The organism is Lactococcus sp. S64 (assembly GCF_016516525.1).
GTDB lineage: Bacteria > Bacillota > Bacilli > Lactobacillales > Streptococcaceae > Lactococcus > Lactococcus lactis.
Map to the genome: position 1 here is coordinate 85,378 of NZ_JACVUQ010000009.1, position 13,548 is coordinate 98,925.

Annotated in this window: 18 protein-coding genes; 14 read left to right on the forward strand and 4 right to left on the reverse strand. The window is 37.0% G+C overall.

Going from position 1 to position 13,548, the window contains the following annotated elements; genetic code table 11:
* Nucleotides 1-30 precede the first annotated feature (30 nt).
* From yhbY to IAE51_RS09965, 11 genes are all read left to right on the forward strand, one after another.
* Nucleotides 31-345: a ribosome assembly RNA-binding protein YhbY gene (yhbY, locus tag IAE51_RS09915; protein WP_003129828.1), complete on the forward strand. Its 315-nt coding sequence runs from the start codon at nt 31-33 to the stop codon at nt 343-345.
* Between the two features lie 46 nt (nt 346-391).
* Complete coding sequence (locus IAE51_RS09920; RefSeq protein WP_012897052.1) at nt 392-991, forward strand: nicotinate-nucleotide adenylyltransferase; 600 nt, start codon at nt 392-394, stop codon at nt 989-991.
* On the forward strand, nt 984-1,574 hold the full coding sequence (yqeK, locus tag IAE51_RS09925) for a bis(5'-nucleosyl)-tetraphosphatase (symmetrical) YqeK (RefSeq protein WP_200095298.1): 591 nt from the start codon (nt 984-986) through the stop codon (nt 1,572-1,574). Before IAE51_RS09920 ends, yqeK begins: the two co-directional genes overlap by 8 nt.
* A gap of 45 nt (nt 1,575-1,619) precedes the next feature.
* Entirely contained in the window at nt 1,620-2,045 is a 426-nt protein-coding gene (locus IAE51_RS09930) for a GNAT family N-acetyltransferase (RefSeq protein WP_021469173.1), read from the forward strand.
* 165 nt (nt 2,046-2,210) lie between these two features.
* Nucleotides 2,211-2,570 carry a ribosome silencing factor gene (gene rsfS / locus IAE51_RS09935; protein ID WP_003129832.1) on the forward strand — a complete coding sequence of 120 codons (360 nt, stop codon included), beginning with the start codon at nt 2,211-2,213 and terminating at the stop codon, nt 2,568-2,570.
* A 100-nt stretch (nt 2,571-2,670) separates the two neighbouring features.
* Entirely contained in the window at nt 2,671-3,405 is a 735-nt protein-coding gene (locus tag IAE51_RS09940; RefSeq protein ID WP_012897056.1) for a class I SAM-dependent methyltransferase, read from the forward strand.
* 50 nt (nt 3,406-3,455) lie between these two features.
* The gene (locus IAE51_RS09945; RefSeq protein WP_021723333.1) at nt 3,456-4,625 is read left to right on the forward strand and encodes a nucleotidyltransferase; all 1,170 of its coding nucleotides are present in this window, start codon (nt 3,456-3,458) and stop codon (nt 4,623-4,625) included.
* Nucleotides 4,626-4,694: 69 nt separating this feature from the next.
* Nucleotides 4,695-5,120 (forward strand): hypothetical protein, encoded by a 426-nt coding sequence (locus IAE51_RS09950; RefSeq protein WP_012897058.1) that lies wholly within the window; start codon nt 4,695-4,697, stop codon nt 5,118-5,120.
* A 155-nt stretch (nt 5,121-5,275) separates the two neighbouring features.
* Nucleotides 5,276-5,992: a YebC/PmpR family DNA-binding transcriptional regulator gene (locus IAE51_RS09955; protein WP_010905223.1), complete on the forward strand. Its 717-nt coding sequence runs from the start codon at nt 5,276-5,278 to the stop codon at nt 5,990-5,992.
* Nucleotides 5,993-6,057: 65 nt separating this feature from the next.
* Entirely contained in the window at nt 6,058-6,699 is a 642-nt protein-coding gene (locus tag IAE51_RS09960) for a GyrI-like domain-containing protein (RefSeq protein WP_058221181.1), read from the forward strand.
* Entirely contained in the window at nt 6,696-7,355 is a 660-nt protein-coding gene (locus IAE51_RS09965; RefSeq protein WP_003129839.1) for a uracil-DNA glycosylase, read from the forward strand. The genes IAE51_RS09960 and IAE51_RS09965 overlap by 4 nt, the downstream gene beginning before the upstream one ends.
* Before the next feature lie 32 nt (nt 7,356-7,387).
* On the opposite strand, the gene IAE51_RS09970 is transcribed toward IAE51_RS09965, so the two are convergent.
* The 3 genes from IAE51_RS09970 to IAE51_RS09980 are packed head-to-tail and all read right to left on the reverse strand — an operon-like array spanning nt 7,388 to nt 10,061.
* Entirely contained in the window at nt 7,388-8,299 is a 912-nt protein-coding gene (locus tag IAE51_RS09970) for an NADP-dependent oxidoreductase (protein WP_021215050.1), read from the reverse strand.
* A 22-nt stretch (nt 8,300-8,321) separates the two neighbouring features.
* Complete coding sequence (locus tag IAE51_RS09975) at nt 8,322-9,200, reverse strand: SDR family oxidoreductase (RefSeq protein ID WP_200095300.1); 879 nt, start codon at nt 9,198-9,200, stop codon at nt 8,322-8,324.
* A 21-nt stretch (nt 9,201-9,221) separates the two neighbouring features.
* Complete coding sequence (locus IAE51_RS09980; protein WP_200095302.1) at nt 9,222-10,061, reverse strand: NAD(P)-dependent oxidoreductase; 840 nt, start codon at nt 10,059-10,061, stop codon at nt 9,222-9,224.
* Nucleotides 10,062-10,263: 202 nt separating this feature from the next.
* On the opposite strand from IAE51_RS09980, the gene IAE51_RS09985 reads away from it, so the two are divergent.
* Nucleotides 10,264-10,809, forward strand: a complete 546-nt coding sequence (locus IAE51_RS09985) for a TetR/AcrR family transcriptional regulator (protein WP_010905227.1) — start codon at nt 10,264-10,266, stop codon at nt 10,807-10,809.
* Nucleotides 10,810-10,918: 109 nt separating this feature from the next.
* On the opposite strand, the gene IAE51_RS09990 is transcribed toward IAE51_RS09985, so the two are convergent.
* Nucleotides 10,919-12,340, reverse strand: a complete 1,422-nt coding sequence (locus tag IAE51_RS09990; protein WP_370524370.1) for an MDR family MFS transporter — start codon at nt 12,338-12,340, stop codon at nt 10,919-10,921.
* 228 nt (nt 12,341-12,568) lie between these two features.
* Here IAE51_RS09990 and IAE51_RS09995 point away from each other — a divergent pair, with 228 nt between their 5' ends.
* Nucleotides 12,569-12,931: a MerR family transcriptional regulator gene (locus IAE51_RS09995; protein WP_010905229.1), complete on the forward strand. Its 363-nt coding sequence runs from the start codon at nt 12,569-12,571 to the stop codon at nt 12,929-12,931.
* Between the two features lie 85 nt (nt 12,932-13,016).
* Nucleotides 13,017-13,193: a 30S ribosomal protein S21 gene (rpsU, locus tag IAE51_RS10000; protein ID WP_003129844.1), complete on the forward strand. Its 177-nt coding sequence runs from the start codon at nt 13,017-13,019 to the stop codon at nt 13,191-13,193.
* Nucleotides 13,194-13,548 lie beyond the last annotated feature (355 nt).

Consider the following 13,548-nt stretch of genomic DNA (forward strand, 5'->3'; position numbering starts at 1 on the left):
TTTAAAAATAGAAATAGGAAAAATTAAATCATGGAAATGAACGGAAAACAAAAACGCTACTTGCGTAGCTTGGCAGTTAATATTAAACCAATTGTTCAAATTGGCAAAAGTGGTTTGTCTAATGAAATTTTGACAAGCATTCGTAATGCTGCTGATGCACGTGAACTAATCAAAGTTAATATTTTACAAAACTCAGATGAAGTGGCAACAGATGTGGCAGAAGCAATTGAAGAAATGGGACTTGATGTGGTTCAAATCATCGGTCGAAATCTCATTGTGTTTAAAGTTTCTGACCGCAAAGAAAATCGCAAAATTTCGGTTGAAGTTAAAAATATTGTGAAATAAAGTGTTCTAAAAAATAATCAAAGACTAAGATATAATGGGTGAACAAATGGCAATAGATTTATTGACTCCTTTTACAAAGGTAGAATTAAAAGCTAAAGAAGACGAGAAACGACGGGCAATCGGACTTTTTTGGGGTAATTTTAATCCTGTTCATGTTGGCCATTTGACAATTGCTGACCAAGTGCGCCAAGAACTTAATTTGGAAAAAGTTGTCTTTTTACCAGAACATAATACTGACGGGCATGTTGCAGCTATGCTGACCGCAGCTATTGAAGATTGTCCTGGTTTAGAAGTAGACGCTTGTCGCCTGAAAGCTAAAGATGGCGCTGATATTTATCAAACGGTACTTGAGCTTCATGAAGAAAATCCAGATTGTGATTTTTATTTTATTATCGGTGGTGACATGATTTCTGGTTTAGCTCATTGGGCACATATTGATGAGTTATTAGAATTAGTTCAATTCGTTGGGATTCGTAGGCCTCGTTATCGGGCAGGAACTTCTTATCCGATTATGTGGGTGGATGTTCCAATGATGGATATTTCTGGAAATTTGATTCGGGAACAATTGCACCGTGGAATTAAACCACATTTTCTTTTGGCGCCGAAGGTTTTAGATTACATTTTGAAAGAAGGCTTATATGTTTGACTTTTATCCAGAAGTGAATTTATCAAGAGAAGATTTGTTAGCGAAAATTGCTAGCATGGTCAAAAAATCACGTTTTGAACATATGCTCGGTGTGGAAAAAGCAGCGATTGCGTTAGCGCAAAAATGTGAAGTTGACCCGCATAAAGCAAGTTTAGCTGGACTTTTACATGACTATTGTAAAGAAGTGGATGATGAAACTTTTCTAGCCTTGATTGATAAATATGGCTTAGATTCTGATTTGAAAAATTGGGATAATAATATTTGGCATGGAAAAGTCGGAATTTATAAAATGCGTGAAGATTTCGGACTTGAAGATGAAGAAATTTTAAGGGCGATTGAGATTCATACGGTCGGAGATAAAGAAATGTCTGGTTTGGCTAAGGTGTTGTATGTAGCAGATTACATTGAGGAAGGTCGAACATTTCCTGGGGTCATTGAAGCCCGTGCAGTTGCTAATCAAGATTTAAATCAAGCAGTTGCTTTTGAAACCATGCGTTTGGTTGAGTATTTAGCAGAACGTCGTTTGACCATTTATCCTCAAACTTTTGAAGCCTATAATGCTTTTATTGGTTATTTGTCTTGAAATATCGTTAGAGATAAACTGCTTATTATGAACAGAGGAAAATGAATGATTAGAAAAGCTGAAATGAAAGATTATCTTGACATTGCTCGCCTTTCTGGAGTACTTGGTTATCCAATTTCTGAAGCGGCTGTCAAGAAAAATCTTGCACGTATTTTAAAAGATGCTGACCATGAATTTCTTGTTTTTGAATTGGGAGAAAGAGTGACAGCTTTCATCGAAGCAGAAATTTATGCTCCGGTTTATGCTGAACAAGTGATGCTAAATGTCTTAGGTTTAGTTGTGGATGAAAAAAATCAAGGACAGGGAATTGGTGCTCAATTACTTAATGCCTTAGAAGAAAAGGCTAAAGCGAGAGAGATTAAAGTTATTAGACTGAACTCCGGAGTGCAAAGGCATGAGGCGCATCAATTTTATGAACATCAAGGTTATACCAGTAATCATTCACAGAAGCGTTTTTTAAAATTTCTCTAAAAATAATGAATATAACAGGCAACTTTTGGTTGCTGTAACTTTTTATGTTAAAATAAGTGGGTCTAGTTTTTACATTTGATTGTAAAGGATCTAGAGAAAATGAATAATAAATCTTAAAAAGATTTTTAATGAATAAAAAGAGGCAAAAAGTCTCGGAGGAAAGAATTGGATTCAAAAAAATTACTTGAAGTGGTTGTAAAAGCAGCCGATGATAAAAAAGCACTTGATATTGTGGCCTTAGATATGTCTGAAGTGACATTTGTTGCAGATTATTTTGTGATCATGGAAGCAATGAATAGCCGTCAGTTAGATGCAATTGCTGATAATATTGCTGAAGCGGCTGAACTTGCTGGAGCAAAAGCAGCAGGTCATATTGAAGGCGATGCAAAAACAGGTTGGGTTTTGATTGACCTTGGTGATATCGTAGTCAGTGTCTTTGGCCATGATGAACGTGGACACTTTAATTTAGAAAAACTTTGGTCTGATGCACCAATGGTAGATATTTCTGGATTTATGGCTGAATAATTAATAGCTTTGTCGGTCTTACTGACAGAGCTCTTATTTATTTTAAAATTTACTGACAGCCCTATTAAAAGAGCTGTCAGTAATTCTAGAAAGGGCTGAAATGGCATTTTACGAAGATTTTTCGAGAGTCTATGATCAGGTCATGGACCAAGAACTTTATGAGCAATGGCTTGATTTTACAAAAAGACATTTACCAAAAGAAACAAAATCAGTTTTTGAATTAGCTTGTGGCTCTGGTGCTTTATCAGTTCGTTTGGCCCAAGAAGGCTACAAAGTGACTGGACTTGATATTTCTGAAGAAATGTTAACTTTGGCCAGTAAAAAAGCTCGACAAGCTGGTTATCAACTTGATTTTACTGCTGGGGATATGCGCGAACTTTCTGGACTTGGAAAATTTGATGCGGTAACTTGCTATTCTGACTCACTTTGCTATTTGGAAAATTTGGATGAATTACAAGCTACGTTTGATGGTGTTTTTGAAATACTAAATGAAGGTGGAACTTTTATTTTTGATGTGCATTCAACTTATCAAGTAGATGAAGTTTTCCCCAATTACTCTTACCATGAAAATGCGGAAGATTTTGCTTTTTTATGGGACTCATTTGGAGGAGAAGTTCCACATTCTATTGTCCATGAATTAAGTTTTTTCATTCAGGGTTCTGATGGGAAATTTACACGAAAAGACGAAGTTCATGAAGAACGGACTTATCCAATCGACGATTATCTCGCACGCTTGGCAACTGCTGGCTTTAAAGAAGCGATGGTCTGTGCAGATTTTACTGACGAGGCGCCGAGCGAAGAAAGTGCGCGTTGGTTCTTTGTCTGTAAAAAATAATCGAAAAAATATTTCTGTCAGTTACTGACAGATTTTTTTAGAGGTAGAAAATGAATAAGATTACAGGAATTATTGCCGAATTTAATCCATTTCATAAGGGACATGAATATCTTTTGGACCAGATTGAGGGCATAAAAATAGTAGCCATGTCAGGAAATTGGATGCAGCGAGGTGAGCCTGCTATTTTTGATAAATGGACGAGAGCACAAATGGCTTTAGCTTGTGGTGCTGATTTAGTGGTTGAATTACCTGTCACTGTTTCGGTACAGGCAGCTGATTTTTTTGCAAGTGGTGCTGTGGCTATTTTAAAAAATCTTGGAATTACTGACCTGGCTTTTGGTTCAGAATCAGCAATTGATTATAATGAAATTGCTGATATTTATGAAAAAAGAGGGGAGGAAATGGAAAGTTACATTCAATCATTAGCTGACCAGTTTTCCTACCCTGAAAAAACTCAAAAAATGTGGCAGCATTTTACGGGAATTGAATTTGACGGGAACACACCAAATCACGTCTTAGCTCTTGCCTATGCTAAAGCAGCGGCAGGTAAACAAATTAATTTACAAGCGATTAAACGCGTCGGAAAATTTCATTCACTAGAGCTGACAGAAGGATTTGCTAGTGCAACCGCACTCCGTCAGGAGTTATTTTCACTGACAGAAAGGCAAAATTTACTGACAGAGCAAACTAATCAATCTGTCAGTAATAAATCGGTGCTGACAGACTTGTCAGCAATAAAAAATCATGTTCCGTCAGCCATTTTAGCGACTTATGCAAGTCCAAAAACTAATTGGGCAGCTTATTTTCCACTTCTGCAATATAAAATTCGAGTTGATGAGCACTTGGAAAATATTTTTCAAGTCAATCAAGAACTTTCTGTCCGCTTAAAAAAGGCGGTCAAATCTGCTAAAAATCTTGATGAATTGGTCGAACAAGTTTATACCAAACGTTATACGAAAGCGCGTGTTCGTAGGCTTTTAACTTATATTTTGTTAAATATTCCAAAGCAGTTTGATTTACCAGAACAAATTCATGTGCTAGGCTTTTCAAAAACTGGTCAAGAAATTTTAGCTCAAAATCGGGGAAAAATTATCAGTAAAATTGGGCAAAATCCATGGGACAACTTGACCCAAAAAGCTGATGAAATTTATCAATTAGGAAATGTTCAATTTGAAGAACAAAATTTTGGTCGAAAACCAATTCGTTCATCAATCAGATAGACATTTACGATAAATATTTGTAAATAACGTAAAAAATATGTTATGATAAAAAGAAAAGGAATTTTTATTATGACTGAAAAAAGCATGAAGAATCTTGTCAAAGTGACGGGGATTCTTAACATCATTGGTGCTGCCTTGGTTGTGCTTTCAACCATCGTTTCAATGGCTTCACTATCGCAAGCACTCAATTCAACTGGTTCAAACAGCTTTGAAGCCGGATTTAATGCAGCAAATTCTGGCCCTGCTATGTTTATCAAAATTATTATTGGGTTTGTGGGAATAGCAACATTTGTCCTTGCGATTATTTTACTTCGCCAAAATAGAAGATTCAATTTGAGCAATGCAGCAGCAATTTTAACACTGATTGCAGGAATCTTTGCTTGGGTTATTATATTTGTTTCGCTTGTTTTATGGATTATTGCTGCCGTGTTCTTATTAAGAATGAAAATAAAAGAAGGTGAAGAAAACTCTAATGAAATTTCCTCACAAGAATAATCCCTGATGAAATTAAAGTAAAATCCCGTAAAATCGGGATTTTTTTGATTTCTCATAGACGAGCCTTTACAAATTGTGATATAATATGATAGAAAAAATCATGCAGATTAATCCTCTGCCAATAATTTAAATAAAATTTCAAGGAGATTATTCCAATGGGACGTAAATGGGCCAATATTGTTGCTAAAAAAACCGCTAAAGACGGTGCAACTTCTAAAGTATATGCAAAATTCGGTGTTGAAATCTATGCCGCTGCTAAACAAGGTGAACCAGATCCAGAATCAAATTCATCATTAAAATTCGTTATTGAACGTGCCAAACAAGCGCAAGTTCCAAAACACGTTATTGATAAAGCAATCGATAAAGCCAAAGGTGGTGGTGATGAAACTTTCGTTCAAGGACGTTATGAAGGATTTGGACCAAATGGTTCAATGGTTATCGCCGAAACTTTGACTTCAAATGTTAACCGTACAATCGCTAATGTCCGTACTACTTTCCACAAAAATGGTGGGAATATCGGAGCAGCCGGTGCTGTCAGCTATATGTTTGACAATACAGGGGTGATTGTTTTTGAAGGAACTGACCCTGACCATATCTTTGAAATTTTGCTTGATGCTGAAGTTGATGTTCGTGATGTGACCGAAGAAGAAGGAAATATTGTTGTTTATACAGAACCAACAGACCTTCATAAAGGAATTGCAGCACTTAAAGAAGCTGGAATTACTGAGTTCTCAACAACAGAATTAGAAATGATTCCTCAATCAGAAGTTGAACTTTCACCTGAAGATTTAGAAATCTTTGAAGGACTCATTGATGCTCTTGAAGATGACGATGACGTCCAAAAAGTTTATCATAACGTTGCAAATCTCTAATTTGAAAATAAAAAATCTGTCATTAAGGCAGGTTTTTTTATTTATAAATTTGATATAATAAAAGCATGTCTAGCCCGAAAATTGATTATAAAAAATCTGATAAAAATTATTATTTACCAAAAGGAATTTCTTTAATTGAGCTGCCTGTCCTTAATTATCTAATGATAGATGGCAAAGGAGCACCAACAAGTCCAGCTTTTCAAGAAGCCATTCAATATTTGTATGCGACAGCCTATATGGTTTCAATGTCCTATAGAAACCCAGACTTTATAATTGAAAATTTCCAACCTTTTGTGGTTCCGCCTCTTGAAGGTTTATGGACCAGTAAAAATGAACCTAGAGCTGGTAAACTAGATAAAAATGACTTTATTTGGCGATTGATGATTAGAATGCCCGATTTTGTGGATTCTGAAACAGTTGAAAAAGCTAAGAAGTTAGTTGAGAGTAAAAAAGGATTTGATTTATCAAAAGTTAAATTTGAAGCTATTCAAGACGGATTATGTCTGCAAACCATTCATTTAGGTTCTTTTGATGACGAAGGGGAAAGCTTTGAGAAACTCTTTGAGTATGCTAAAGAACATGATTTAAAAGCTGTTCACAAAGAATTTCATCATCGAGAAATTTATATCAGTGATTTCAGAAAGACAGCAACAGAAAAATTGAAAACAACCCTCCGAATTTTTGTGGAGAGAGGACAAGAAAAATGAAGAAAACAGATTGGTCACAACCCTTACGCAATCGATTAGCAGAAGATTATTTTCCTAAAATGATTGAATTTATCAATCAGACTTATCAAGAGGGCAAAGTATATCCACCAGAAAATCAAATTTTTCGGGCGATTGAATTGACTCCTTTGGCACAAACAAAGGTTATCATTGTTGGGCAAGACCCTTACCCTCAGCCCGGGAAAGCTCAAGGCTTGGCTTTTTCTTATCCTGCTACTTTCAAAGTGAATCGTCCAGACTCGATTGTTAATATCCAAAAAGAATTGCGTGAGGAAGGTTTTTCTAAAGATGACAGTGATTTGACGGCTTGGGCCGAACAAGGTGTTTTACTTCTAAACGCAGTTCTGACCGTACCTGAGTTTGCTTCAAATGCCCATGCTGGTAAAATTTGGGAACCGTTGACAGACGAAATTATCAAGATTGCCTCAGATGATGAGCGACCAAAAGTTTTCATTCTTTGGGGTGGTTTTGCTAGAAAGAAAGCCAAACTAATTGATGGAAGTAAGCATCTCATACTAGAAGCGGCGCATCCGTCACCTTTGTCAGCAAGTCGTGGATTTTTTGGTTCGCATCCTTTCTCAAAAACCAATGAATTTCTGGTTGAATCTGGTCAAAGTCCAATTGATTGGAGTAAATAAAAACAGTCTGATTTGACTGTTTTTTTATTTATTTAAAAATAAAGAACGATTTTTCCATGTGCGTGACGATTCATCTGTAAGTTGATTGCTTCCAAATAGTCATCGATAGAGTACTTAGCTGCAATTGGAACCGTCAGTTGATGATTAGAGATGGCATTTAAAATCATTTCCATATCAGAAGGAAGAGCTTCGCCACCTGTAGCCGTTGGAATCCCAGCTGGAGGCTCTGGATACATGATGACAGTCGACATCTTATCAGCTTTGACTCCTAATTCGAGAGCAGCTTTAAGCGTTTCATGGCTGAATAGATCGATAGCCGCCGTGATTTCTTTATTTTTCAAACGGTCAGCCAGACCCGGGCCATAACTTATTTGTTCGGCACCTAAATCTTGTAGGAAGTCAGCGGTAGAGTCAGAAGCAGTACCGATTACTTTAGCGCCTAAAATTTGAGCAAGTTGAACCGTAAAAATTCCTACGCCACCGGCTGCACCACCAACTAAAAGAGTATCCCCTGCTGTTACGTGAGCTTTTCGCAGAGCAACTGCCGCAGTATGGCCAGCCACGGCAAGAGTAGAGGCGACGTCATCTTCTACAAAATCGGGTCTATGAAAAAGTCCACGTTCTTTCGTTGAAAAAATGAGTTGTTCGGTTGCTGCACCTTTCATTGTTGTTCCAAAAACATGGTCGCCAACTTTAAAGTCGGTCACTTCTGGACCAATTTCATCGATTATTCCAGCAAAATCATAGGCAAAAGTTTGGGGAAGTTTGACACCAAAATTTGGAGCCACTTCAGGATTTCCCATAATAGCCCAATCCATTGGATTGAGTCCAACATGACTGACTTTGATAGAAACTTCGTCAGCTTTCGGATGGACGAGAGGAAGGTCCACGAGTTGAAGAACATCGGGTTTACCAAATGTTTTGTATTGTAGTGCTTTAACCATTTATTTTCTCCTTTGGAATGGGTTATTGATAGTAAACTTGCGCAAATTCTTTAGCAAAATCACTTATTTTGACTTTGCCATGATGATAATTTGATGATTTGATTTCTTGGTAGAGTTTGTCAGGACTTTGCTGAAATTGATTCATTTGCCCAAATCCATCTGCCACAACTTTGGGAAGACCTGCTTTGACAAAGTTTTCTATCAAATCTTCCACAGAAATAGTGATATATTGGGCAGTAATTTTATTAGTCGCTAAGGCATTGATCCAACCGGTACCTGTCGCCCAATCAGAAACGACATATTTTATTTTACTGACAGCTTTGTCTGTCAGTAAATCATTGATACGATTATAAACAGCATCAGCAATATCACTTGGGTGGACCCAAGCTCTCATTGTTTCAGGACTGATGGCTTCAAAAATTTTTCCTTGTGCCTTAAGTGGCGCAATTTCTGTCAGTAAATTGGTATAAAAACCAACAGGGCGAATGTGTTTGACGGTAACACCAGCGAGTGCATCGAGCTCATTTTCCATGGCATGGTATTCGTAAAGAATGCCAGCTTCAGGACTTTGGGCGCCGACTGAGCTAAGGTTAATGACTTTTTTGACGTCAGAATTTTTGATGGCCTGACTGTAAATTTTTGCCAAATCTGACATTGATGTTACAGATGAAAAAGCGATACCCGTAATCATGAGATAAACCAAATCAGAACCAGTGAAGGTTCGGCTAAGAAAGTCGAGGTCATTATTTAATCCAACTGCGGCTTTCGCACCGAGCTTTTCAATCGCCGCAGCACCTTCGGAACGTGAAGTAATGACAGTGACTTCATGCCCGTCAGCGATTAATCTGGGGATAAAATGCCGATTGATGTTTCCTAATGAACCTAAAAGTGTAATTTTCATACTTGTTCTCTTTTCTAATTTTTAAAGGGTGTTGGCGTCTTTTGCGTCTTTGATAGACGGATAGAGGAAGCTGAAGCCAAAATCTTCTTTCAAACGATGATTTGAAGAAACCGACTCCCATTTGTTGTAGTCATTGTCAGTTGAATGCTCTTGAGCAATATTTTCAATGGCCAAAATGTCAGCAATAGAAGTTTCAGAATCGTCAACGATGTTGTAAAGGTCATGCTTCAAATCTTTAGTGTGAACGATTTGCAGGAGGGCGCGGTCAATATCTGTATGATGAACCAGTGAATTTTTTTTATCAGGATAACGTTCTGTCAGATAAGGGGCAAGTTCACTCAGATGAGGGTCCTTATCCCCATAGACTAAGCCAAAGCGAGTAATGACAAGTTCGGTAGCTGTCCCATCTAATAAGCTGTGAAGACCTTTTTCGGCAGCAATTTTACTTGCTGGATAAGTCGCTTTTCCAGTCGGTTCATCGTTTTCTGTGGCTGGGCGATTAAGCGTATTTCCTAGATAAACATTAGTTGTACTTGCAAAAATAAAACGTTGGACACTGGCTTCAAGTGCTGCCTTGGCAAGACTAAGTGTCGCATCAAGATTGACTGCTTTTTGTGTTTGGTCAGAAACACCACGAAAAGCTGCTGCAGTATGAATGATGACATCAATGCCAGCTACCACCTTTTTCAAATCATTTAGATCTGTTAAGTCACCAACGACGATTTCGGCACCTTGTTCTTTTAGTGAAGTGGCTCGCTTCTCATCACGTACTAAAAGACGTACGTTTTCTTTTTGATTAAGAAAATATTGAGCCAGACGACTGCCAACTTTTCCGGTTGCACCAGTGATTAAGATTTTCATTTGATTACCTGACGACTTTCTTTAAGGGCTGACTTGACTGATGAAATTGTATGCTATAGCTTTCTCTTGACAGGTTCAGTCTTAATTTTATATAATGTCAGTAACTGACATTTGAGAATAGTATAATCCTTTAGAAAGTAATTGTCAAGAGAAATGTCATAAACTGACATTTTAGGGTTTGGGATATGTTTAGGAAGAAAAAATGAAAAAAACAAGTCAAGAAAAATTATATGAAGCAGCCTTGGAATTGATTACAGCGCAAGGTTATGAGAATACAACTGTTCTACAAATTGCCACCAAAGCTGGTTTAACAGAGCGAACATTTTTTCGTAAATTTAAAAATAAAGCAGATATTTTCTTTGCTGGCGGTGAGCAATACAGCCAAATGTTACTGACGAAAATGAAAGAATCAAAAGCGAATAATCCTTTGGCTATTGTTCTTGAAAGTTATTTTTACGCTGCAGACTTCTTTGATGAACATCGAGAAAGAACAGTCAAAAGACAAAAAATAATTGCCAGTCACCCAGATTTGGAAGAACGTGAACTTTTAAAACAAAGTAAAATCGAAGAACTATTAGTTGAATATTTACTGACGGCTTATGGTGAAAGAAGTGCAAGATTAGCTGTTCGCCTAGCTCGAGCAGTTTATAGTGTGGCTTGGGAAGAATGGTTAGAAAATGATGCTGACAGTTTACATCATTTATTAGAAAAAGCAATTGCAGACTTTAATGAACTCAAAAATTACTGACGGAATACTAGCATATCCGTAAATGCGCTAAAGCGCAAACGGCTATCCTTTGACAGAAATTTTGTCAGCAAAATAAAAACTACTGACGAGCCTGTCAGCAGTTTTTTTCCTATTCTAAGCCTTTTTTCCAAGGGTCGAGCCAATTGACAAAAAGAGCGATGAAAAGAAGTAATCCTGAGATAAGAGCAAGCAAGTGCATGCCGTTAAATAAGGTGTGACGCAAAGGGGCAATAAGATTTACTGGAATATTTTTTAAAGCTTTTGCATCAGAAATTTGATTAAGAAGTGTTGTTGTAAGTTTTGGATTATGTGCTGTTGCCTCAGTAAATGTACGATTAAGGGCAATGGATAGCCCAGATAAAACAAGCGTTGTTCCCATTGTTCTTAGTAGTGCATTAACCGCGGTGGCTGCACCAATCAAATGCTTAGCAACACTTTCTTGAACCGCAACTTGCAAGGTGATATTGACAATTCCAAAGGCAGTTCCAAGAATTGCTGTTGCCACAAAGAGCATCATAATTGAGGCATGTTCAGGCAAGCTAAATAAGAAAATTGCCCCTAAAACCATAATGGAAAATCCAATATAGATTGTTTTCTTTTCTCTCACTTTTTGAATGAGATGATTGACATTTCTAGTGCCTATAACCAGCATGATTGCTGATGGAATCAAAACCATTCCGCCGACTAAAGCCGTTGCGCCCATGACTCCTTGTCCCCAAGTAGGCAGATAATTTGTGTAAAAACCAAAGAAGCCATATTGCATGAAAAACATGATATTTTTAGCGATAAATGAAGGGTTTTTGAAAAGTTCAAGTGGAACAATTGGGTCAACTGCCCGTTTTTCAGCAAAATAAAATCCGATGAAAAAGAGAAAACTTACAACTAATAAGATAAGGAGGAGAGGAAGACTAATGAGTGCATTTCCCATCATTTGGAAAAGCAACATTATTGCAATGACAGCGATGGATAAAGAAGCAGAGCCAGCAAAATCAATTGATTTTTTAGTATGGTCTGTTTTCAAGTCGAAATTTTTCCAAACAATAAAAGCCATATAAATCCCAAATGGAATATTGATGAAAAAGACCCAACGCCAGTCAAGTAAAGTGACAATCAGCCCCCCGACAATTGGTCCTGCAATAGTTGAAAATGAATAAGCAGCGACAGTATTTCCAATCACTCGTCTTCGCTCATCGGCTTGATACATCATTCCATAGATGACAAAAGGAAGTTGAATCATCACACCAGCACCAAGTCCCATGAGCGCGCGTGCGACAATAACCATTAGCATATTAATGGCTAATCCTTCGCCGAGAGAACCTATTGTAAATAAGAGTGTGCCAAGCACAAACATTTGTTTATGTCCAAAGCGTTCGGCTAATTTCGTCCAAATGGGAGAAGAAACCGCCATGAGGAGCATATAAATGGTTACAACCCAACTCATTAATTTAATTCCATGTAATTCCGCCATCATTGCAGGTAGAGCGGTCGCTACGATTGACCCTTCTAAACCTGCCATCACATTGGAGAGCATAAAGGCTCTTATGGAACGTTTTTCTTGTATTTTATTCAATTTTTACTCTTTTCTATTTTAAAATAAGATTCAAAATGCGGTGGTTGACACTTTGAAATCAACATGCTATATTATAGCAAGTTAGAGTTACTCTAAGTCAAGAGAAAAAATTGACTTTTTATTAATTAATAAAATAAAAAAGTAAAATTGCCATAAAAAAGTGATTTTTATAAGTTCAAAGGAGAAAAAATGGTCACGATTGCGACAGTTGCAGGGAGAACAGGAATTTCAGCCTACAATCTACGATTCTATGAAAAAGAAGGATTGATCTCAGTTCCACGCACTAAAGCTGGAATTCGTGATTTTGATGAGGCAACAGAATCAAGAATTAATGCCATTCGCCATTATCGCTGTGCCGGATTGAGCCTAGCACAAATTAAAGAAGTTTTTGCCAATACAGATAAGCATGAAATGATAATTGGAGTTTTAAAAGCTCGTAAAAAGGAAATGGAAAAAGAATTAGCCGAACTTGAAAAATCGATGGCTTATTTGGATAAAAAAATTAATATTCATCAAGAACGCTTAAATGAGGAGGCAACAAAGCTAGTCTAGTTTGACAAGGTCTTTTCCATTTGATATAATAGGAAAGTCGTGTGAAAGACCACGAACTCTCGAGCTGGAAATGGGGTGAAAATCTATGTCAAAAACACTTGTACGCAAAAATGAATCACTTGACGACGCACTCCGTCGCTTCAAACGTTCAGTAACAAAAGCTGGAACTCTTCAAGAGCTTCGCAAACGTGAACACTACGAAAAACCTTCTGTAAAACGTAAACGTAAATCAGAAGCAGCACGTAAACGTAAAAAATACTAATTAGAATTTTTAATCACTGACTTCTGTCAGTGATTTTTTTAGTTTTAAAATATCAGCCTACCACTTTTGGTGGGCTTTTTTGTATTCTAAAAGTCTTGTTTTTAAATTAAGTTAAAACGATTACTTTATTTTTACCAAAGTTTCTAATTAAGCGTATAATATTAAATAATCAGAAAACAAAAAATATTCACTGAAAGGAGGTTTTGCATTGGAAAATCAGAAAAAGTACTTTCAGATGAAGTCACCAAGTAAATTTTGGTTACTTAGCACTGGAATTCTTTTAAGTTTGTTAGTTCCTGGTCTGCCTTTAGCAGTAAAGGCTGATGAAAATTTGGCTGTTAGCCCACCAAACCAA